Origin of the sequence: Chryseobacterium aurantiacum (assembly GCF_003020585.1) — a bacterium.
In the GTDB taxonomy this organism is placed as follows: domain Bacteria; phylum Bacteroidota; class Bacteroidia; order Flavobacteriales; family Weeksellaceae; genus Chryseobacterium; species Chryseobacterium aurantiacum.
This window is the reverse complement of sequence record NZ_PXUE01000003.1, coordinates 78,864-100,616: the sequence shown is the minus strand read 5'-3', so window position 1 is coordinate 100,616 and position 21,753 is coordinate 78,864. Positions and strand designations below refer to the sequence as shown.

At 36.8% G+C, this 21,753-nt stretch carries 19 protein-coding genes; 12 read left to right on the top strand and 7 right to left on the bottom strand.

Going from position 1 to position 21,753, the window contains the following annotated elements; genetic code table 11:
• The first annotated feature begins 55 nt into the window (after positions 1-55).
• From C7D53_RS12680 to C7D53_RS12635, 10 genes are all read left to right on the top strand, one after another.
• Entirely contained in the window at positions 56-1,642 is a 1,587-nt protein-coding gene (locus C7D53_RS12680) for a hypothetical protein (protein ID WP_106916825.1), read from the top strand.
• Between the two features lie 149 nt (positions 1,643-1,791).
• Complete coding sequence (locus tag C7D53_RS12675; protein WP_106916824.1) at positions 1,792-2,739, top strand: alkaline phosphatase family protein; 948 nt, start codon at positions 1,792-1,794, stop codon at positions 2,737-2,739.
• 180 nt (positions 2,740-2,919) lie between these two features.
• Entirely contained in the window at positions 2,920-3,333 is a 414-nt protein-coding gene (gene rpsL / locus C7D53_RS12670) for a 30S ribosomal protein S12 (RefSeq protein WP_002983146.1), read from the top strand.
• Between the two features lie 23 nt (positions 3,334-3,356).
• Positions 3,357-3,833 (top strand): 30S ribosomal protein S7, encoded by a 477-nt coding sequence (gene rpsG / locus C7D53_RS12665; protein WP_089734635.1) that lies wholly within the window; start codon positions 3,357-3,359, stop codon positions 3,831-3,833.
• A gap of 6 nt (positions 3,834-3,839) precedes the next feature.
• Positions 3,840-5,957: an elongation factor G gene (gene fusA, locus C7D53_RS12660; RefSeq protein ID WP_106916823.1), complete on the top strand. Its 2,118-nt coding sequence runs from the start codon at positions 3,840-3,842 to the stop codon at positions 5,955-5,957.
• Positions 5,958-5,973: 16 nt separating this feature from the next.
• Entirely contained in the window at positions 5,974-6,279 is a 306-nt protein-coding gene (gene rpsJ, locus C7D53_RS12655) for a 30S ribosomal protein S10 (protein ID WP_002661363.1), read from the top strand.
• Between the two features lie 334 nt (positions 6,280-6,613).
• Positions 6,614-8,623, top strand: a complete 2,010-nt coding sequence (locus C7D53_RS12650) for a TonB-dependent receptor domain-containing protein (RefSeq protein WP_106916822.1) — start codon at positions 6,614-6,616, stop codon at positions 8,621-8,623.
• Positions 8,624-8,653: 30 nt separating this feature from the next.
• On the top strand, positions 8,654-9,274 hold the full coding sequence (locus C7D53_RS12645) for a hypothetical protein (protein ID WP_106916821.1): 621 nt from the start codon (positions 8,654-8,656) through the stop codon (positions 9,272-9,274).
• A gap of 185 nt (positions 9,275-9,459) precedes the next feature.
• Positions 9,460-10,656 carry a PepSY-associated TM helix domain-containing protein gene (locus C7D53_RS12640; RefSeq protein ID WP_106916820.1) on the top strand — a complete coding sequence of 399 codons (1,197 nt, stop codon included), beginning with the start codon at positions 9,460-9,462 and terminating at the stop codon, positions 10,654-10,656.
• A 95-nt stretch (positions 10,657-10,751) separates the two neighbouring features.
• Complete coding sequence (locus tag C7D53_RS12635; protein WP_106916819.1) at positions 10,752-11,252, top strand: low affinity iron permease family protein; 501 nt, start codon at positions 10,752-10,754, stop codon at positions 11,250-11,252.
• 83 nt (positions 11,253-11,335) lie between these two features.
• Here C7D53_RS12635 and C7D53_RS12630 read toward each other — a convergent pair whose 3' ends face one another.
• From C7D53_RS12630 to C7D53_RS12600, 7 genes are all read right to left on the bottom strand, one after another.
• Positions 11,336-14,071, bottom strand: a complete 2,736-nt coding sequence (locus C7D53_RS12630; RefSeq protein ID WP_106916818.1) for a hypothetical protein — start codon at positions 14,069-14,071, stop codon at positions 11,336-11,338.
• A 110-nt stretch (positions 14,072-14,181) separates the two neighbouring features.
• A complete protein-coding gene (locus C7D53_RS12625; protein ID WP_106916817.1) occupies positions 14,182-15,153 on the bottom strand; it encodes a hypothetical protein in 972 nt (323 codons plus the stop codon).
• Positions 15,154-15,222: 69 nt separating this feature from the next.
• Positions 15,223-15,642 carry a hypothetical protein gene (locus tag C7D53_RS12620; protein WP_106916816.1) on the bottom strand — a complete coding sequence of 140 codons (420 nt, stop codon included), beginning with the start codon at positions 15,640-15,642 and terminating at the stop codon, positions 15,223-15,225.
• A 126-nt stretch (positions 15,643-15,768) separates the two neighbouring features.
• Positions 15,769-16,578 carry a hypothetical protein gene (locus C7D53_RS12615; protein ID WP_106916815.1) on the bottom strand — a complete coding sequence of 270 codons (810 nt, stop codon included), beginning with the start codon at positions 16,576-16,578 and terminating at the stop codon, positions 15,769-15,771.
• A gap of 9 nt (positions 16,579-16,587) precedes the next feature.
• Positions 16,588-17,319, bottom strand: coding sequence for an MIP/aquaporin family protein (locus C7D53_RS12610; RefSeq protein WP_106916814.1), 732 nt, complete (start codon positions 17,317-17,319; stop codon positions 16,588-16,590).
• Between the two features lie 24 nt (positions 17,320-17,343).
• Positions 17,344-18,840: a glycerol kinase GlpK gene (glpK, locus tag C7D53_RS12605; RefSeq protein WP_106916813.1), complete on the bottom strand. Its 1,497-nt coding sequence runs from the start codon at positions 18,838-18,840 to the stop codon at positions 17,344-17,346.
• Between the two features lie 7 nt (positions 18,841-18,847).
• The gene (locus C7D53_RS12600; RefSeq protein WP_106916812.1) at positions 18,848-20,446 is read right to left on the bottom strand and encodes a glycerol-3-phosphate dehydrogenase/oxidase; all 1,599 of its coding nucleotides are present in this window, start codon (positions 20,444-20,446) and stop codon (positions 18,848-18,850) included.
• Positions 20,447-20,562: 116 nt separating this feature from the next.
• Here C7D53_RS12600 and C7D53_RS12595 point away from each other — a divergent pair, with 116 nt between their 5' ends.
• Together C7D53_RS12595 and C7D53_RS12590 are read left to right on the top strand one after the other, a co-directional pair.
• Positions 20,563-21,324, top strand: coding sequence for a DeoR/GlpR family DNA-binding transcription regulator (locus C7D53_RS12595; RefSeq protein WP_106917117.1), 762 nt, complete (start codon positions 20,563-20,565; stop codon positions 21,322-21,324).
• A 162-nt stretch (positions 21,325-21,486) separates the two neighbouring features.
• Positions 21,487-21,726 carry a hypothetical protein gene (locus C7D53_RS12590; protein WP_162926168.1) on the top strand — a complete coding sequence of 80 codons (240 nt, stop codon included), beginning with the start codon at positions 21,487-21,489 and terminating at the stop codon, positions 21,724-21,726.
• Positions 21,727-21,753: the final 27 nt, after the last annotated feature.

The following is a 21,753-nucleotide window of genomic DNA, read 5'->3' as shown; positions in this document are numbered from 1 at the left end:
GAACAGGTGTTATTGCATTTTTTTTAATAGTTTGGAAGTGGTAATATTGCAAATAATGAAAAGCTTTTTAACAACAGTAACTTTATTTTTCGGAGTATGTTTGATGTATATTCTGATCATGCTGTCTACTACTGAGAACTACTTTACTTATATATTGGATGATGCTTATATTCATTTGGCGGTGGCTAAAAATTTTGCATTACACGGAGTTTGGGGAGTAACAAAATATGCCTTTTCATCCTCTTCATCATCTCCCGTTTTTACATTTATTTTAAGTATTTTGATTTCTGTTTTTGGAAATCATGCACTTATCCCTTTGATTTTTAATATAGCCGCAGCCTGTTTGCTTATTGTGATCCTGAATAAATACTATTCATATTATTTTAACCAATCCAGACATATTGTTATTGCCTGTTTGTTTACTCTTTTCTTTGCAGTACTCCATGTGCAGATTGTATCAGGAATGGAACATGTCCTGCAAGTGCTTGTAATAGCTGTGAATATTTATTGTTTTCAAAAATGGATCAAAGAGAACTTTAAGGCAGGAGTCTATGCATATTGGTTTTATTTTACCATTCTTTTATTGGGATTAATAAGATTTGAAAGCATGTTTTACTTTGCCTCCCTTGCTTTTGTTTTCTTTTTGATCAGGAAATTTAAGAATGCAGGACTTGTACTTATTATTGGTTTTCTTCCGATTCTTATTTTTGGGTATTTCAATTATCCCAGAAGTGGATATTTCTTCCCCAATTCAGTAGTAGTAAAGGGGACCTTGCTGGATCTTTCAGGCAATGTTTTTACTCAGGCACTGGAAATTATCTTAAAAAAGTTGATTTTAAATATTACCTTTTATAAGATAGGAATATTCCCATTATTGATCGGGGTAATTTTGATGTACCGGGATTATAAGTGCAAGTTGAGTTTTAAAAATATTGTATTGAAGAATTTCCTATTCTTGGCTTGGGGTCTCACTCTAGTTTTGCATTGCCTGTTTGGGGAGATTAAAAGTATTTTCAGATATGAGGCTTATTTATTAGTTGCTTTTGCTATGATCCTAATCCCGAGGTTAGTTTCTTTTATTACAAAGCCATGGTTAACCTTTAAAACAGAGAAAATAATAGGAATCTTTGTATTGGCAAATATGGCCTTGCTTATTTATAAATTTGGGTATGGTCATACTTTAATTACCAATGGAAGTGCAAATATTTATGAGCAACAGGTAGAATCTGCCAGATTCTTAAATACCTATTACAATGATTCTAAAGTGGTGGCCAATGATATTGGAGCAATCACTTACTTCACAGATATTCATTTGCTTGATTTTATGGGGTTGGGATCCATGGAAATGGTTGAATTTAAAATTAAGAAGAAGTTTTTTGATGATGAGGTCGAAGACTTTCTTACCAACTATACCCGTGATAATAACTATCAGCTCGCCATAGCTTATGAGGAATGGCTTGATGGACACACTCCTAGAAACTGGAAAAAGATTGCTGCTTTAAAGATCAATGGAAGCAGTGCCGTGCTAGGGGAAGATCACTTGTATATTTACTCCATCAATCCCGAAATTCATAATATCTTAAAAGAACAGGTGAGAAACTTTAAATGGAACAAAAAAGTTACTGTTACCATCTTGGAATAATATCTTGTGAAATATTTTCGGTTAAAAAATATCCATCTAATTTAAGAACCGAGCTTAAATTCTTAAGGAATAGATAACAATTTATTAATAAATCCTGAATGTCCGTTTTCTAGCTTTGCACTTTAAATCTATAAAAAAGTAAAAAAGCTATGAAGAAGATCTTCTTGTATTTCAGTTTGTTGTTTTCAATACTTTCATGCAGTAGTAATGATACGGAAGCCCAAACAAAAACCGAGGAAAAATATCAAACTAAAAATGTAGTTCTGCTGGTGGTGGACGGACCTCGTATTTCTGAAACATGGGAAGCTGCCAATAAAGAGAATATACCTAATAGGGTAAGCTTGCTGAGCCAGGGTGTTTTTATCAGTAATTTCAAAAATAACGGGACTACCAATACCAATCCCGGTCATAGTGCCATGTGTTCTGGGGTATACGAAAACATTAAAAATAACGGTACTGAGCTCCCCGGGTTTCCTTCTGTAATGCAACAATGGTTAAAATATACCGGGGCAGATAAAACTAAGGCTTGGGTTATTGCTTCCAAGGATAAATTAGAAGTATTGAATAACTGCAAACTGGAAGAATGGAATGGCAAGTTTCAGCCAAGTGTTGACTGTGGAGTAAGCGGAAATGGCTCAGGATACCGCGCAGATGCGGTGACAATGGCAAATACAAAAGAAGTGATGAAGAAGTATAGTCCAAATGTAATGGTTATTAATCTTAAGGATGTAGACTCCTATGGACATGCCAATAACTGGAACGAATATATTAAGGCCATTAAAACTACAGATGCTTCCATTAAGGAGATCTGGGATTATATTCAGTTACTTCCTGCCTATAAAGATAAAACAACGCTGATTGTTTCCAACGACCACGGAAGACATCTGGATGCCAATGGAGGTTTTGCAGAACATGGGGATGACTGTGCTGGTTGCAGACATATCGAGTTTTTTGCAATGGGACCGGATTTCAAAAAGAATACAACCATAAGCACCGGAAATTATGAACAGATTGATATTGCCAGTACAATGGCTGAACTTTTAGGAATGCCTAAACAATACATGAAAGGAAAAGTAATAAAGGATGCCTTTAAATAAATTTTAATTTTTTGAGATCAGTTTCATCACCCCAAAATGATGGAATAATATAAAATTCATCGAGGTTTCAGCTTGTTATGGAAATCAATTAAGAAAAAAAGAGAAGAAATAAAATTCCATAACTGCTTGTCAATTAAAAAAATATTATTATTTTTGCACCCTAAAATAAAAAGCAATTAAATGCCTACTATTCAACAATTAGTAAGAAAAGGAAGAGCCACGCTTGCCAAGAAGAGCAAATCGGCTGCCCTTGATTCTTGTCCACAAAGACGTGGTGTATGTACGAGAGTATATACTACTACACCTAAGAAACCTAACTCTGCACTTAGAAAAGTTGCAAGGGTAAGACTTTCTAACGGTAAAGAAGTTAACGCCTATATCCCGGGCGAAGGACATAATCTTCAAGAGCACTCGATAGTATTGGTTAGAGGCGGAAGGGTGAAAGACCTACCGGGAGTACGTTACCACATCGTAAGAGGTGCTTTAGACACAGCTGGTGTAAATGGAAGAACTCAGAGAAGATCTAAGTACGGAGCTAAGAGACCTAAACCAGGACAAGCAGCTGCTGCTCCTGCAAAAGGAAAGAAAAAATAATCATTAAATAAGGTACAAAAGCAATGAGAAAGACAAAAGCGAAAAAAAGACCGTTGTTACCAGATCCGAAATTTAATGATCAATTGGTAACGAGATTCGTAAACAACTTAATGCTTGACGGTAAGAAGTCAATCGCATTCAAAATTTTCTATGATGCATTAGAAATCGTAGAAACTAAAAAAGGAGAAACTGAGAAAACTGCACTAGAAATCTGGAAAGATGCACTTACAAATGTAATGCCTCACGTAGAAGTACGTTCTAGAAGAGTAGGTGGAGCTAACTTCCAGATTCCTATGCCAATCAGAGCTGATAGAAAAATTTCTATGGCAATGAAATGGTTAATTAGCTACTCTAAAAAGAGAAATGATAAGTCTATGGCTTTGAAATTAGCTAATGAAGTTGTAGCTGCTTCAAGAGAAGAAGGTGCTGCTTTCAAAAAGAAATCTGACACTCACAAAATGGCGGAAGCTAACAAAGCTTTCTCACACTTCAAATTCTAATCTGAAATGGGAAGAGATCTTAAATTCACAAGAAATATTGGTATTGCTGCTCACATTGATGCAGGTAAAACTACCACTACAGAAAGAATTTTATTCTATACAGGTGTTAACCACAAGATTGGTGAAGTTCACGATGGTGCTTCTACAATGGACTGGATGGAGCAGGAAGCAGAAAGAGGTATTACTATTACTTCAGCTGCAACTACTTGTTCTTGGAACTTTCCAACTGATCAAGGAAAACCTGTTGCAGATACTAAACCTTACCACTTCAACATCATCGATACACCGGGACACGTTGACTTCACTGTAGAAGTAAACAGATCTTTAAGAGTATTGGATGGATTGGTATTCTTATTCTCAGCAGTAGATGGAGTAGAGCCTCAGTCTGAAACAAACTGGAGACTTGCTGACAACTACAAAGTTGCTAGAATGGGATTCGTAAACAAAATGGACAGACAAGGTGCTGACTTCCTTAACGTGGTAAACCAGGTTAAAGATATGTTAGGATCTAACGCAGTTCCAATCGTTTTACCAATCGGTGCTGAAGAAGATTTCAAAGGAGTTGTTGACTTAATTAAAAACAGAGCTATCATCTGGGATGAAGCAGGACAAGGAGCTACTTTCGAAGTAGTGCCAATTCCTGAAGACATGAAAGCTGAAGTTCTTGAATATAGAGAGAAACTAGTAGAAGCTGTTGCTGACTACGATGATACTTTGATGGAGAAATTCTTCGAAGATCCAGATTCTATCTCTGAAGAAGAAATCAACGAAGCTCTAAGAAAAGCTACTATCGATTTATCTATTATCCCAATGACTTGTGGTTCTTCATTCAAAAATAAAGGAGTACAGTTTATGTTGGATGCAGTATGTAAATACTTGCCTTCTCCATTGGATAAAGATGATATCAAAGGTACTGACCCTAGAACTGACGCTGAAATCACAAGAAAACCAGACGTAAACGAGCCGTTCGCAGCTCTAGCATTTAAGATTGCTACTGACCCATTCGTGGGAAGATTGGCATTCTTCAGAGCATACTCTGGAAGACTAGATGCAGGTTCTTATATCTTGAACACTCGTTCAGGAGATAAAGAAAGAATCTCAAGAATCTATCAGATGCACGCTAACAAGCAAAACCCAGTAGAATATATTGAAGCTGGTGATATTGGTGCAGCGGTAGGTTTCAAATCTATCAAAACTGGTGATACTATGTGTGACGAGAAAAACCCAATCGTTCTTGAATCGATGGTTTTCCCTGATCCGGTAATTGGTATCGCTGTTGAGCCTAAAACTAAAGCTGACCAGGATAAAATGGGTAACGCTTTAGCTAAATTGGCTGAAGAAGATCCAACGTTTACTGTTAGAACTGACGAAGCTTCTGGACAAACGATTATCTCTGGTATGGGTGAGCTTCACTTGGATATCATTGTTGACCGTATGAAGAGAGAATTCAAAGTTGAAGTAAACCAAGGACAACCTCAGGTAGAGTACAAAGAAAACTTAACAAAAGTTGCTCAACACAGAGAAGTTTACAAAAAACAATCTGGTGGTAAAGGTAAATTTGCTGACATTGTATTTGAACTAGGACCTGCTGACGAAGGTAAAATTGGTTTAGAATTCATCAATGAGATCAAAGGTGGTAACGTTCCTAGAGAATTTGTTCCTGCAATTGAAAAAGGCTTTAAAGCTGCAATGAAGAACGGTCCTTTGGCTGGTTTCGAAGTTGAAGGTATTAAAGTTATTCTTAAAGACGGATCTTTCCACGCGGTGGATTCTGATGCTCTTTCCTTTGAAATGGCTGCTAAATTAGGATTTAAAGAAGCGGGACGTGCTGCTAAGCCAGTAATTATGGAGCCTATTATGAAACTGGAAGTTGTAACTCCAGAAGAATACATGGGTAACATCATTGGTGACCTTAACAAGAGAAGAGGTACAATCAGTGGTCAGGAAGAGAAAAATGGAGCTGTTGTAATCAAAGGTTCTGTTCCACTTTCTGAAATGTTTGGATATGTAACTACTCTAAGAACACTTTCATCAGGAAGAGCTACTTCTTCTATGGAATTAGAGAAGTATCAAGCTACTCCACAAAACGTTGCTGAAGATATCATAGCTAAAGCAAAAGGTTAATTTTTAAATTAAAGAAATGTCACAAAGAATCAGAATAAAACTAAAATCTTACGATTACAACTTGGTAGACAAGTCTGCTGAGAAAATCGTAAAAACGGTAAAGGCTACTGGTGCTGTTGTAAACGGTCCAATTCCATTGCCAACGAATAAGAGAATCTTCACAGTGTTGAGATCTCCGCACGTAAACAAGAAAGCAAGAGAGCAGTTCCAATTATCAGCTCACAAGAGACTAATGGATATCTACTCTTCTTCTTCTAAAACTGTTGATGCTCTAATGAAGTTAGAGTTACCAAGCGGTGTTGACGTTGAAATTAAAGTGTGATAATTGCATAATTTGCAATCATTATAGAATCCGTTCCTGAAAAGGAACGGATTTTTTTATGCCCATAATTTATCTCTAATGATTTCCAATAGAGTTGTAATGGCCTATTTTTTTTAATCAAAATGGTAACTTTTTTTAATTTAATTTTTTACATTCATATAGTCTCTTGTGAATATATAACCTAATGATCTGTAGATCCTGATAGTATATTTTTACAATGAATATGCAATGGTTGATAATCTGGTAATGATTATTCTTTTTCATGTGACATATGTCAGTTTAATTTGTTTATTTAGAATCATTAAAAATAATAATTTTGCAAAAAATTTTATTGATGATAAGAACAGTATCTTTTTCTTTACTTGTTTTAGGAACAGCTTTAGCAAATGCACAGAAAACTAAGGACACTTTGAAAAGCCATAGTATTAATGAAGTAGTAATAACTGGTTCTGGATATGCTCAGAAGATTAAGGATACTCCGGCAACAATTTCTGTAATTACACAGGCAGACCTTAAAAAAAGAGCCTATAGAGATATTACAGATGCATTGCAGGATGTACCCGGAGTTTTCATTACAGGAGGAGGAAGTACAAGTGATTTCTCAATAAGAGGTGCCGAGTCTGGGCAAACATTGGTTCTAATTGATGGTAAAAGAATTAATACAAGAGAAACAAGACCCAACTCTGATGGTCCCGGAATTGAACAGGGATGGATGCCACCATTGGAAACCATTGAAAGAATTGAAGTAGTAAAAGGACCCATGTCTTCCTTATATGGATCCGATGCAATGGGAGGGGTAATTAACATCATCACTAAAAAACTTACAGACGGATGGAGAGGATCTGTGGGAACAAGCTTAATACAGCAAGTACATAAAGAATCCGGGAATACCTACCAGATTGATGGATATACTGCCGGATCTTTAGTGAAGAACCTGCTTCAAATGAAAGTGACAGGAAGTTACTCAAACAGAAACGAAGACAAGTTTGTAGGGGGATTTACAGAAAGAGTTATTAAAGCTTTTGGTACAGAATTTAGCCTTACTCCAAATGCAAAAAATACATTTAAATTAAACTATGACTATAACCGTCAGGAGAGAAACCAGAACCCTGGATACTCCTTGGCTCCAAATGCAAAAAGCTCAAGTAATAACTACGAGAGAAATGTATTGGCTTTAAGTCACAAAGGAGATTACTCCAACTTCCATACGAATTCTTACATTCAATATGATAATACCAATAACCCAAACAGGGATATGAGGTATGAAACTTTCTTGGCTTACAGTCTTAATAATTTCAATCTGAAAGATCATGTAATCAGCTTTGGTGCAGAATACAGATATGAAAGACTGAATGACCTGGGAAATAAAATGAAATCTGAAAACGGTGACATTGTAAGCAGATTGACCCGTTGGAACTGGTCTGCATTTGCCGAAGCAAACTGGAAATTAGTTGACAAACTTCACTTGGTTACGGGTGCCCGTTTGGATAATGATGAAAACTATGGTTCCAATTTTACACCAAGAGGATATTTGGTGTGGAGCATTAACAATAACTTTACCGTAAAAGGAGGAACTTCATGGGGATATAAAGCACCTGGATTAAGAGCCGTTAATCCTTTCTGGGGACAAGTTACCGGAGGAGGAACTCAGGATGGAGTGATCATCGGGAACAAAGATCTAAAGCCGGAAAAAAGCTTCAACCAGGAAGTTACTGTAATGTTTGAGGATAACAAAAAAGTTATTAACCTAAGCGTTACAGGATTTAATACAGACTTTAGAAACAAATTGGTAGAAGTAAGAAAATGTAATAATACAGAAGAATGTAAACAATTTGAAAGTCTGTACAATCATCTTTATGACTTTATCTCCACAAGAGAAAACCTTGGTAAAGCAAACAGCATGGGCCTAGAAGCTAACCTTGGAGTAAATGTAACAAAGGATATTGCTCTAAAAGCAAATTATACCTATACAGATACTAAAATCAAATCTGATGAAATCCCTGCCCTTTACAATAAACCTTATGCAAGAATACCGAAGCATATGGCCAATGTGAACCTTTCATGGAAAGCAACGGATAGCTTTGAATTCTGGTCAAGAGGAAATTATAGAAGTGAAAGCCAACCTGGTGTAAACAGAGGTAAGGCTCAAGAGTATCCAATACCATCATACTTCCTTTGGGATTTAGGAACAATGTACAAACTAAACAAGCATGTTCGTTTCACGTTTGGAGTATACAATTTATTAGATAAAAATATACGTAACGACGCATCTGATCCGGCAAATAACTTTGGTTTCAGAATAGATGGTATCAGATATCAGTTCGGAGCAAATTACTTTTTCTAACAATATTTAAAACCTTAAAATAAAATATCAATGAAAAGCACTTATATCAAAACTGTAGCAGTAGCATTCGCCACTTTCTTGGTTGTTTCATGTTCAGGAGACAAGAAGAAAGGAGTAGATTATAATCAATTCAAAACAGAAGTAAAGCTTACTCCTGAGCAGGAAAAAAGCTTTGATGAGATTACAACAAAATACCAGCAATTACAGGAACAGAACTTCCAGGCTGCAAAAGCTCAGGGAGGAAACATGGACCGTGTTGCACTGGGAATTAAAGGGGAAGAACTGAGAGCACAACAGGCGATCGAAATGGCTAAAGTCCTGGATGCTCCACAAATGGAGAAATTCAACAAATTTGTTGATGAAAATTCTAGAAAAAGACCAAGATATGACAATGCTTTATTAGAAAAAATAAAAGCAGAAGCTCAGCTTTCTGAAGATGAATTCAAAATGGTGAACGCTGCTAATGATGCCTTTGAAAAAGCATTCAATGATGCTCACGATGTATATCATGGGAATAATGACTTAGCTAAAGAATACTGGGAAAAATTTGATGCCCAAAGAAAAGCTGCCATTCAAAAAGCATTGACTCCGGAACACTTTACAAAATTCGAGGAGATTGTAAAGGAAGTTCAGTTTAAAGGAAGAAAATAACCAACATTGATACCGGTTTAGGTGAGAAGTAAGGAGAAAGAAGATGGAATGTTTTGGAGATCAATAATTTCATCATCGGTGCCGGATTCTTTCCTTAATTCGTATTAACTTTTTAATTTATTCATATCAATTTAAAAACATTAAGACGGCAAAACTGTCTTAATGTTTTTGCTATTATAACAAAAATGAAAACATTGTTTAAAAGCCTTTACAGGAAAAGACGGAAGAACGAATCTATCATTAAATATGTAATGTGGATTACTCATCTTTGGCTGGGACTTTTATCAAGTATCATTGTTTTCGTGGTGTGTCTTACAGGTTGCCTTTATGCCTTTAAAAACCAGATCACCGACTTTAGTAATAGAGATAAGGTGTACATCAGTTCATCCTCTAAACAGATTAAAAGTCCTGATCAGATTCAGTCCGAACTGTTGAAAGATGGTAAGGAATTAACATCCTTGCTGATGCCTGATGACTTGGGGAGAAGTTATGTGGTTGGTTATCGTGAAAAGCAACTGGACAAAGCCACCTATTATAATCAATATACAGGCAAAATTCTTGGACAGCCTGATGTAGGATCGAGCCGTTTTTTTGAGATTGTTCTTGATATCCACAGAAATCTAATGATGGGAAATGCAGGACGTCAGATATTGGGTGCCGGAGTATTGATGTTTTGTGTACTGCTGGTTTCAGGTTTTATACTTTGGTTACCCAAAAAGTTGAAGTTCCTGAAGCAGGGATTAACCGTTATGTTCAAGGCGAAGTTCCAACGATTGAATTATGACCTGCACAACACTCTTGGTTTCTACACTTTTCTGATACTGTTCTTCATTGCCATTACCGGTTTGTATGTCACCTATCCTTGGGTGAAGAATGGTCTTATTGTAAGCCTGGGCGGATCATCCATCGATAATATTTCCAAAGATAAAGATAGTGAGGATTATGCTTTTGGGGGCCTTTTAGAAGATATGCTTCAAAAACAGGATGAAAAGAAAAATCTTAAAAATTCCGAATCGGCGTCCATTGATAAAATTTTAAAATTAGCAGACCAGCAGTTGCCTTATACCGCTACCACCAGTATTGAGCTTCCCAACAAGGAAAACCCACGATATGTAGTGATAAAAACGAACACGCAAAACTTTTTGGGAATGATGCTTCCGGATGAAGTGACCTTTGACAAAACCGGAGTGTTTAAAACAAAAGAATTGTTCTCTGATAAACCATTAAATAAACAATTTACAGCATTGGCTAAACCACTTCATACAGGAGAAATTGTGGGTTTGCCAAGTATTATTCTGTATTTCATCATCTCCCTTATCGGTTGTTCTTTGCCCGTTACAGGATTTCTAATCTGGTGGCACAGATTCAGAAAAATGAAATAAAAAAAGTCTTTATTATCTGATTTTGTATTCTGATTTTTAATATTTCGTTCGTTCAGGTTAATTTTATACATTTATTATATAAAACAACCTCTATTATGGACCATCAAAATAAAAATCTTTTTGAAAAATTTTCAAACTGGGCTGTCGGATTTACCGGAAGCCCCAATGCTTTTTTAGGAGCGATGGCTATCGTAATAGCTTGGGCTGTATCCGGACCTTTTTTTGATTATTCAGAAACATGGCAGCTGGTTATCAATACAGGAACCACAATCATTACATTTCTAATGGTTTTTCTTATTCAGAAAGCCCAGAATAAAGATTCAAAAGCCACACAGATTAAACTGAATGAACTTATTGCTGCTCACGAAAAAGCAAGTAACAGAATTGTAGATATTGAAGATCTTACAGAGAAAGAATTGGATCAGCTTCACCACTATTATGAAAACTTGGCACGCTTTGCGAAGAAAGATGCCGATATTCATACCTCTCATTCCATTGATGCCGCGCAAAGAAACCAAGACTATAAGCATGAATTCTTCAGAAAAAAACATGAAGAATGGTTACAGAAACAAGAACAAAAAAAGGAATCGCAATGATTCCTTTTTTATTTGATAAATGCTAAGCTTGTCTTGAATTTTACCTGAATATTTATACATCATTTCAGATATAATTCCATACATTATCTTTTCATAAAATAGCTAAAGTAACTACAGCTTCCCATCAGGCTTTGAGCAGCCTCGGTATCGGAATACTGAGTTTTTAACTGTGCAAAATAGGTTCTGTACTTTTGGTTTTTAAGGTTGTCCATTTCTTTCTGGCGTGCCTCTTCTTTTTCAGACCACTTTGGATCAGAGTAATCGAAGTCTTTCTGTGATTTTGCTTCGTACTGGTAGTATTTCCCTTGCTCAGCACTTGCCATCTGGAACAGGATTCTTGCTTTTTCTTCCTTATTATTTGAAAGTTTAAGTGCTTTCTGATAATAATTAATCGCTAAATCAAAGTTATCAGGTTCAATATATGAAGTGTCAAGAAAGTTCTTGTAATAATACTTGTAGGGGTTACTGGTATTCGTGTTCCAGAAGTTGTATTTTCCACCATTGCTGTTATCAATATCCATTACAAAAAGCTGTCGGTAATACCCCAAAATAGAGGTGTTATACAATAGGTTTCCGATAAGTTGATTTGCTTTCGCAGCCTTTTCATTATTTCCGGTTCCTATCTTCTTAAGCTGGATAAGGATATCAGCAAGTTCAAGCTTATTCATATTATCCTTAATGAAAGGGAAGTCAGTATAGCTTTCGGCTTTCATGCTTTCAGTATCCGGACTTTGGAAGCTTTCCCATACATTATGTCCGAAGACCAAACTCGAAATATTGTTGAATCCGTTATACTCGGAAGATGTATATTGTTTTTGGGTAATCGTCTGACCGTTGTTTTCAGTCCAGTCATAATTTACTCTTGGAATTCCGGCAAACTTTTGAGCCTTTTCATAATATGATTTAGCCTTTTCGAAGTCGGCAAGCCTCATAGCTCTGTCACCATAGATTGAATTGAAGAAAGCATCAATATTTCCTACACTGTCCATATTTTTGGCAATGATCTGCTGTTCAAACTGTGACTTATTTGGTTTTTTGTAGAACTCCTCAACGCTCTTTACCAAACTAGAGTTCGGATTATACTGAAGATCAGAAAGCTTATTATTCATCAGGAATGATTTTCCATCTTCCCCCTGAAGAAAATAACGGTTTGCCATTACATCCTTAAGGAAATCTGCAGTAGAAGGAACATCTCCGTAATAGTCATAATCATTAACGTTGGCGGTATCCTTTTTCACTTCTTTTTCCACAAAATATTCAGCATAGTCTTTCATTAAATGATCTTCGTAGGCTGCATCTACTTTAGGCTGGGAAACAATATCATTAAGGACCTTCATTCTTTTAATTTCCTCCAGATATTCAGGATTGGTAGTCTTGATGTCGTTAAGAATTTCAGTACTTTCTTTATAATCTTTCTTTAAAAACTTCAGGTATGCATCTGCAATCTGCCAATATTCATCCTTAGATTTTTCCTTGGTTTTTGCGGTGAACTTTTCAAGATCATCCAGATAATCCTTGGTTGTCTGATCATAGCCTTCATAGCCGGTGGTATAGAAAGGGATTCTATTCGGATTATTTAATAATTCATCATCACTTTGGTCGGCTTTATTTCCGTCACCCGTTTTATCAGAAGATGAACCTCCAAAAAGATTTTTAAAGAATCGGACAATCTTCTGCCAGAAAGAAACTTTTTCCTCTTTTACTTCTGCTGTAGCTTTATTATCGGCAGGAGTATCTTTTGAGGTTTTGGTTTCAGTATTTCCTGTGTGTACAGATACCTTTCCCAAAGAGGATGACGTGTAGTAATAAGTAGGAAGATAACTTCTCTCCAGTTCATTAATGCTTCTTACGGCCATTACTTTCAAAATCTCAGAATCAGGATTGATGTCGAACATCTTTTCCATAATAGGAATGGGATTATTGAAGTCTTCATAACCTAAAAGGAAATAAGCCATGTTCTTTTCCTCATTCGTATTTGCTCTTTTCATGATATTACTGAAAGAAGCTGTATCCGAAAGCTTCATGGAAACAAACGCAGATTCCTTGCGATCCTTGCTGTTCATGAATACCTGGAAGAAGTTCCAATTGGCATCACCATTCATTTCGAGTCCTCTTTGGGCTCCCGCTAACTGGTCCAGTGCCATAAAGTAAACGGTACCTTTTAGTTTGATAGGTTCTATATAGGTTTTGAATGCCTGTAATGCATCATCGTAGTTTCTGGTGTAATGATTGAAACGTACAAGCTGGTATCCGTAACGTTGCTTGATCTCAGGATTTTTTGCAGCATTGTACAAAGATGTAAGGGCGGCAATTGTTTTATTGTAATCAAGAGAAGTTGCATCTTTCTTGCTCTCATTTCTGCTATAAGAATAGAATGAATTTTCAGTTTCAACATAATTGATGCTCATGTAAGGTTCCAGATACTTGGCTTCAATTAAATAATCAATTCCTTCCTTATATTTCTGATAAAATCCGGTTCCCAGTTTTTGTAAAAGGGGCTGGGTGGGGTTGCCATTCTTTAAAGCATTCAGATCATTCATGCTTAGTTTATACACAAGATTCTGGGTCTCGGCATAATTAAGCTGATTGTTGAAGAATTTTTTCCATGCTTCAACATTGTCATCAGGAATCAGAGACGGGTTGTATCCGCCAAAGAATCTGCTGGAGTAGGTATGCAGAAAAGGAAGGTAAGATTTATCCTTGATAATACTTTGTGTAAAAAGATTGAAGTATTCATAATCAGGATCCGACCATGCACAGGCATCAGAATTCGTGTAGAAAAGAGATACAACCGCAAGTGAAAGAATGTATTTTTTCATAGGGTGTGTAGTGTTTTTATAATTTTATATAGTTGTTTGTAATAATGGTGCTGGCAGAAAATAATTCAGCTTAATGATGTTTTTATAATCTGCCGTAATCTGTAAAAGATTTAAAAGTTTCGATCTAACACAAATTTACTATCTAATTGATAATAAATAATATTAAAATGCGGGATTTTTTTATCAAGGAAAGCTGTGACATCTTCCAGTTGTTCTTTGGAAATTTCTTCTACCTTTATTTTAAAACCTTTATTAAGATAGTTTCCAAAATAAAAACCGTCTTTCATTATTTCAACTTCATGATCAGAGATTTTCTTAAAATTGGGGTTTTCAAGGTCACTTTTAGATAAGGCATTGATCAGTCTGTGCTTGTCCAGATGATTGGTAATAATGCCCCATGAATAAATAGGGAGAGCCACTTCAATTTCTTTGATGGGATAATCTTCCATTTTTGAAAGATAACTTTTAAGAGTAGGAACATCCAGAATAGAATTTTTGTCTGACTTTTCCAATGGCGAAGAAGTAGAGTAGCACATCAGATACACTTTTCCTACCGGTGGAATTCCTGTTTTCTTTTTATCCTTAACCTGATGAAGACGTAATGTACAGGTAATTTCTTTTCCGGAAACCCTTTTAAGTTCTTTTAAAAATTTAAAATAATCATCCCGCGTTCCGGCGGTCCAGTCACAATCAATTTGAATTTCATTATTGGTCTTCAAATGATATTCCTGGGCTTTCTTTTGAACCAGCTGATGAATGCTTTCTGCAAGAAACTTAATCTCTTCTGAAGAAATACCCAATAAAGTCCGATTGGTTATAAAAACAGTAGGTACAATCTGTTTTTGAGTTTCAAAGCTCTTGTCCTTGGTGATGACAGCAACAGGCTGAAACTTTCCTCCCATTTTATCAACATCAAAAAACCGGGTATATAAATAAGGAACAGAAGCCTGATCCAATACTTTCTTTTCTTCACGATCCAATTTCAAGTTGGTTTTCCAGTAATAGAACGTGTAAGGATGATTTTCTTTCTTACTGCATGAAGCCATTAGAAAGAATAGCAGTAAAATTCTTAAAATTTTCATTGATGTAAAATACTCTTGCAGTTGCAATTTGGTTTAGTCATTTCGGGCACAGAAAGCAGTAGCTATATTTTATTGGTACAGCTCACTTTCACAGGGGCAGGTCTCTTTGTCTATGCTTTCGCTGGAAGAGCAGCAACCCTCAAGATTTTGGATGTTTCCTTTTTCATCCGTCAGGTAGATTTTATTGTTGTTAAGTTTAACAAAAAAGGTCTCGTTGAATTTTTTAAATACAACTTTCATTACCTTGTTGGGAGCATATTTGCCTGCATTTATTTCTTCTTTGGTTTCCTTTCCGTTGGCCTGATTCACCTGAACATATCCAAAGTGTACATCGCCATTTTTTTTCAAATCCAAATAATAATGAGGAGTACCGGTACCGCTATATCCTTTAAGAATATCAAAGCTTCTGTGTCCGTTAAAAGGAGTTTTTATCTGTGCTAAAGCAAACATACTGATGCACAGAATTACTAAGCTGAAAATTTTTTTCATAGTTTTTTTTCAAAATTAGGAATATTTACCCAGTCAGTAAGCCGTAAAAACCCTGATATTGACTTTTAGTAATAACAAAAACCGCCCCAAAAGGAGCGGCTTGTCTATAATTTAGTTAAAGCTAGATTAAAAAACTGTTGCTGCAAGTTGAATTCTTGCATATTTATTAGACGGGTTCCACATCGCCATCATAGAGACCGGAAGATTGTAATGATCTGTGATCTTGATAATCTTTCCTGCTTTTACTCCTACATTAACAATATCAAAATTGTTTTTTCCATTTCCATACAAAAAGGATTTGTCGTTGAGTGAAAATCCTGCTCCTACAAACGCATCCAGATTCACTTTCTGCCCGCTTATTACAGGATAACTTGCCTGAATATAAGTGGAATATCTGTTCTTTTTATAGCTTCCATCGGCTTCCAGAATAACTTCTCCTGCATTAGCACCACCATAAAGCATAATGTCTGCCTCAATATTAATAGGGAAAGAAGGCCCGAATGTGTAATTGGTTCTTAAATCAATAATATGAGCTGTTCTCCTTTGGGAGTAACTAAAGATATCATCGGCAGCAATGGCTGTGTTGATGTTTCTCGAGTTGTAAAGATCCCATAATCCAATATAAAAACGTCCGTTAGAATACTGAACATAGTAATTGATCTCTTTGTAATGGGTATTGTCTTTGTCATCTGCCAGTGCAGAAGCTCCCCAAATACCTACTTTCCATTTCTTTTCTGCATCCAAAGCATATGAAAGATTACCCATCACAACCGGTTTGTCAGTAATAATCAAGCCTCTCCATAAATGGTTGTTTTGAATATTGGCCGTGAAATCAAGTCTGCCTTCTTTTGTCTCTTTCGTATCACTGCTCTCTTGTGAAAATAACTTCCCTGTACCCAGAAGTAGCAGGAAGATCCCTTTTAGTATTCTCATCATGTGTATTTTTTATTTTAAAATCAGGAATAATAAAGCGGCAATTATAGCACCTGTAACAGGGCCTATTACAGGAATCCATGAGTAGCTCCAATCACTGCTTCCTTTTACGGGAAGAATAGAATGCATAATTCTTGGGGCGAGATCTCTGGCAGGGTTGATGGCGTATCCTGTAGTTCCTCCTAAAGAAAGACCTATTACCCAAACAAGAAATGTAACGGGAATGGCTCCTACAGTGCCAAGTCCAACTTGTGCGTTAGGATCTGCCTGTAATGTGATGCTAGGATTCGAAAAATGGAGAATAACAAATACCAGTACAAATGTCCCGATAATCTCACTGATAAGGTTGGATGAAACCTTTCTGATGGCAGGACTTGTGCTGAAACAAGCCAATTTTGCTCCTTCATCTTCTGTAATGGCAAAATGATCTTTATTGAACAGCCATACCAGAAATGCACCCAGCATTCCTCCAATCATTTGGGCAGCAATGTAAGAAGGCACTAAATCCCAGGAAAACTTTCCTGCAGCAGCCAAACCAATGGTTACGGCCGGATTTAAATGAGCTCCACTTACAGGACCTGCAACGGTTACCCCGACAAAAACGGCTAACGCCCAGGCAGTGGTAATAACAATCCATCCGGAATTATTTCCTTTGGTATCTTTCAAGACAACATTGGCTACAACGCCGTTGCCTAACAATATAAGAAGCATCGTTCCGATTACTTCTGCGATAAATGGACTCATACGTGTATTTTTAAGGTCAGGGGATTAATCTTCGATCCAGCTTTGAGCACGAGATACGGCTTTGGTCCAAAAGTGAACCATGGTATCTACCTTTTCTTTATCCAATTGAGGGTGGAAATCTTTGTCCACAATCCATTGTTCCTGTATTTCATCAATATTTTTCCAGTATCCTACTGCAAGACCTGCAAGGTAGGCCGCTCCCAACGCTGTTGTTTCCAGTGTTTTGGGTCTTGTGATTTTAAATCCGAAAAGGTCAGATTGTATCTGCATCAATAGGTTGCTTGCTGAAGCGCCACCGTCTACTCTTAGTTCAAGACTTGCTCTTCCGGAATCAGCCTCCATGGATTTTACAATATCATATACCTGAAAGGCAATTCCTTCAAGGGTAGCTCTTGCAATATGTCCATCAGTAGTTCCACGAGTAATTCCTACAATAGTTCCACGTGCATACTGATCCCAATGAGGGGCACCTAGACCGGTAAGGGCAGGAACAAAGTAAACTCCGCCATTGTCTTCAACAGATGCTGCAAGATCATTTACTTCCTCAGAAGAATGAATAAGTTTAAGACCATCTCTCAGCCATTGGATGGCTGCACCTCCTACAAATACACTTCCTTCCAGGGCGTAGTTGACTTCTCCATTAATCTTCCATGCAACCGTAGTCAGAAGATTATTCTTGGAGGCAACAGCTTCTTTTCCTGTGTTCATTAGTAAGAAGCATCCTGTTCCGTAGGTGTTTTTAACCATTCCGGGAGAAGTACACATCTGTCCAAACAAAGCTGCCTGTTGGTCTCCTGCAATACCTGCAATCGGAATTTTCGTAGAGAATAGAGTAGTGGCTGTTTCTCCATATACCTCACTGCTTTGCTTTACCTCAGGAAGAATGGCTTTAGGAATGTTGAATAATTCTAATAAGTCAGAATCCCATTCTAATGTATGGATATTTAGAAGCATGGTTCTGCTGGCATTGGAAACATCAGTGATAAACATTTTCCCACGGGTTAATTTCCACACAAGCCATGTATCAACAGTTCCGAAGCATAGTTCTCCGGCTTCAGCTTTTTCTCTCGCCCCGTCTACATTGTCAAGGATCCATTTCAGCTTCGTTGCAGAGAAGTAAGCATCAAGAATAAGTCCTGTTTTTTCTTTTATAGTTTCTGCATGCCCTTGTTCTTTCAGTTCATCGCAGTACTTTGAAGTTCTACGGTCTTGCCAGACAATAGCATTGTAAATAGGTTCACCGGTTTCCTTATCCCAAACAATAGTTGTCTCACGTTGGTTGGTGATACCAATTGCGGCTACTTCCAATCCGGAAATGCCAGCCTTGGCAATACTTTCTGCGGCCACTGAAATCTGTGAAGACCAGATCTCGTTCGGGTCATGCTCTACCCAGCCCGGAGTTGGAAATATTTGTCTGAAATCTTTTTGAGATACATATTTTATTTCTCCGCTGTGATTGAATAGAATCGCTCTGGAGGAAGTAGTTCCCTGATCTAAAGCGAGTATTAATTTTTCATTCATATTATGATTAATTAAGGTTGATGACTTTAGGTGAATAAGGTGTTAATAGATATCCTTTTGCTAGTTCGATAAATTCGTTTTCCTGCTGCTGAGCCCATTCTTCAGAATATCCTTTCTCTTCTGCAATAATTCTTGCAACGTTGTGGGCGCTGTCTATAGCTGCTCTGGCATCAAGGAATAGTAAACGTGCTCTTCTTGCCAAAACGTCTTCAATAGTTTCAGCCATTTCATTTCTTACAGCCCAAACTACTTCTGCAACCGTGAAAGGGTGATCAGGATGTATTTTTTGTAAAAGGCGTGGGTTGCTTTCCTGTAAAGCTTTTATAGCAGGAATATCAGATCCGTATACGTATAAATGATTGGTTCTGTCTACCTGTTCGGGTTTTACATTTCCATGAATGGACATGTGTTCTGTTTTTGAGGTAGTATTACCCAGTTTGTGTACTTGCATTGCCTTGTCAACAGTATCCTCTGCCATCTTACGATAAGTAGTCCACTTTCCACCAATAATGGAGATTAATCCGGTTTCAGAGGCAATTACTTTATGGCTTCGGGAAACCTCTTTTGTACTTTTGCTTCCATCTTTAGGAGCAGCAAGAGGACGAAGGCCGGCAAAGACAGATTTTACATCTTCACGGGTTGGTTTTTTAGACAGATACTGTCTTGCTGTGTTTAAAACAAAGTTGATCTCTTCTTCTAAGGCACGCGGTTCAAAGCTTTCATCCTTTAGAAGGGTATCAGTAGTTCCTACCAAAGCTCTGTCATGCCAAGGCACAACAAATAGAACCCTGCCATCAGAAGTTTTAGGAATCATAATGGCGTCATCACTTTTCAGGAATGATTTATCCAATACCAGATGAATTCCCTGGCTGGGTACCACCAGCTTACCATGCTTAGGATTATTCATGTTAAGAATGTCATTTGTGAAGACACCTGTAGCATTAATGACCACCTTTGCGTGAATTTGATATTGCTGTTTCGAGAATTGATCCTCTGCTACGACACCAATAATTTTATCAGCATCATCTTTCAGAAGATTAACCACCTTTACATAGTTAACTGCACTTCCGCCTTTCTCTATAATGGTTTGGGTTAAGTTAATCGCAAGCCTTGCATCATCAAACTGTCCGTCCTGGTAAACAACACCACTTACTAAATGGTTTTGTTCAATAGTGGGAAGTTTTTCAACGGTTTTAGACTTACCGATATATTTCGTTTTACCCAAGCTTAGTTTTCCCGCAAGGAAATCATAAACAGAGAGTCCTATCTTATAATAGATTCCACCCCACCATGTGTAATTGGGGATAATAAAAGATTGGTTTTTTACAATATGCGCTGCATTTTTTGCTAATAGACCTCTTTCTTTTAAAGCCTCTTTCACTAATCCAACATCTCCCTGTGCCAAATATCTTACCCCACCGTGTACTAACTTGGTGCTTCTGCTAGAAGTTGCTTTCGCAAAATCATGAGATTCAAGCAATAAGGTTTTGAATCCTCTGCTTACTGCATCTAATGCTGAGCCTAAACCACTGGCTCCCCCTCCGATGACAATAAAGTCCCATTCCTTTACATTGGTTAACTTACTGAGTTCTTCGTTTCGTTTCATAAATGTTTCGTTTATGTTTCGTTTTCAAATATATAAATTAAAAATGAAAGCAAAAAGAAAATAAATGAAATTTTAAGATGTGGAAAAAAAAGGGTATTTTTGATCAAACGAATAAAATGGAGAAGCTAATCCCCAGGCATGATGAAATACTAAAAGAACTTGATGAAAAAGGACATGTTCTTGTTCAGGATCTATGTGAAAAACTGAATGTTTCTTCGGTTACGATACGAAAGGATCTGAATTTTCTTGAAAGTATAGGGCTTCTTTTCAGAAATCATGGAGGAGCCAGTAAACAGCTAAGATATGCCTATGAAAAAAATGTGGTAGAAAAGGAAAGTATTAATGTGGAAGCAAAGCAGGCCATTGCAAAGGCTGCACTCTCTTTGATTCAGGAGAATGACTGTATTATACTGGCTTCCGGGACTACCATGCATTATCTTGCAAGGATGCTGGTGAATTTTGGCCCGCTTACGGTATTAACATCTTCGCTGAGGGTGGCTATTGAACTTTGTAATAATCCTAATATTAATATCATCCAATTGGGTGGAGAGGTTAGAAAAAGCTCTACTTCCATCGTGGGATCTATCTCAGAAGGTATCCTTAGGCAGTTTTCCTGCAATAAGCTTTTTCTGGGAGTAGACGGAATTGATGTAGATTTTGGGATCAGTACTTCCAATGCAGCGGAAGCTCATTTGAATCAGGTGATGATGGAGTGTGCAGATCAGACTATTATTCTGGCAGATTCTTCAAAATTAAATAAGAAAGGGTTCGGTAAAATCGCATTATTGGATCAGGTAGATTATCTGATTACAGATGACGGGATTTCTGCTGAAGAACATATAAGATTAGAAGAAGTTGGAGTTAATGTTATCAAATAACCATTAATATTGAAGTTGGATAATGCTTATCGAAAATAAATATTCATATTTTATGTTAAATACTTAATTATTTTTCATTAATTGGTGATTTTCTTTGTTGAAAATTTGGCTATTTGCCTTTTTTTTAATTACTTAGTGAAACTAAAACAAAAAATTATTACCATGAAAAAATTATTCTTAGTAGCAACAATTATGGTTGCTGGTTCAATGAGTGCGAATACTATTTCCTCTGAAACTGAAATTGTAGAAGAAAATGCAACTGTTAAGGTTGAAGCGGCAGCTGCGTATGGCTGTGTACCTACAACTCTTTCTTGTGGAATCACAGGAATGGCTTGTGGAGAAACGCTTGCTGATGTGATTGACATCGCTATTATAGCGGATGATATACTGTGTGGAAATTAATTAATATTAATCAATACAAACTATGAA

Coding starts and splice junctions, on each gene's coding strand:
- C7D53_RS12680 (WP_106916825.1), top strand. CDS start 56: ATGAAAAGCTTTTTAACAACAGTAACTTTATTTTTCGGAGTATGTTTG.
- C7D53_RS12675 (WP_106916824.1), top strand. CDS start 1,792: ATGAAGAAGATCTTCTTGTATTTCAGTTTGTTGTTTTCAATACTTTCA.
- rpsL (WP_002983146.1), top strand. CDS start 2,920: ATGCCTACTATTCAACAATTAGTAAGAAAAGGAAGAGCCACGCTTGCC.
- rpsG (WP_089734635.1), top strand. CDS start 3,357: ATGAGAAAGACAAAAGCGAAAAAAAGACCGTTGTTACCAGATCCGAAA.
- fusA (WP_106916823.1), top strand. CDS start 3,840: ATGGGAAGAGATCTTAAATTCACAAGAAATATTGGTATTGCTGCTCAC.
- rpsJ (WP_002661363.1), top strand. CDS start 5,974: ATGTCACAAAGAATCAGAATAAAACTAAAATCTTACGATTACAACTTG.
- C7D53_RS12650 (WP_106916822.1), top strand. CDS start 6,614: ATGATAAGAACAGTATCTTTTTCTTTACTTGTTTTAGGAACAGCTTTA.
- C7D53_RS12645 (WP_106916821.1), top strand. CDS start 8,654: ATGAAAAGCACTTATATCAAAACTGTAGCAGTAGCATTCGCCACTTTC.
- C7D53_RS12640 (WP_106916820.1), top strand. CDS start 9,460: ATGAAAACATTGTTTAAAAGCCTTTACAGGAAAAGACGGAAGAACGAA.
- C7D53_RS12635 (WP_106916819.1), top strand. CDS start 10,752: ATGGACCATCAAAATAAAAATCTTTTTGAAAAATTTTCAAACTGGGCT.
- C7D53_RS12630 (WP_106916818.1), bottom strand. CDS start 14,071: ATGAAAAAATACATTCTTTCACTTGCGGTTGTATCTCTTTTCTACACG.
- C7D53_RS12625 (WP_106916817.1), bottom strand. CDS start 15,153: ATGAAAATTTTAAGAATTTTACTGCTATTCTTTCTAATGGCTTCATGC.
- C7D53_RS12620 (WP_106916816.1), bottom strand. CDS start 15,642: ATGAAAAAAATTTTCAGCTTAGTAATTCTGTGCATCAGTATGTTTGCT.
- C7D53_RS12615 (WP_106916815.1), bottom strand. CDS start 16,578: ATGATGAGAATACTAAAAGGGATCTTCCTGCTACTTCTGGGTACAGGG.
- C7D53_RS12610 (WP_106916814.1), bottom strand. CDS start 17,319: ATGAGTCCATTTATCGCAGAAGTAATCGGAACGATGCTTCTTATATTG.
- glpK (WP_106916813.1), bottom strand. CDS start 18,840: ATGAATGAAAAATTAATACTCGCTTTAGATCAGGGAACTACTTCCTCC.
- C7D53_RS12600 (WP_106916812.1), bottom strand. CDS start 20,446: ATGAAACGAAACGAAGAACTCAGTAAGTTAACCAATGTAAAGGAATGG.
- C7D53_RS12595 (WP_106917117.1), top strand. CDS start 20,563: ATGGAGAAGCTAATCCCCAGGCATGATGAAATACTAAAAGAACTTGAT.
- C7D53_RS12590 (WP_162926168.1), top strand. CDS start 21,487: ATGAAAAAATTATTCTTAGTAGCAACAATTATGGTTGCTGGTTCAATG.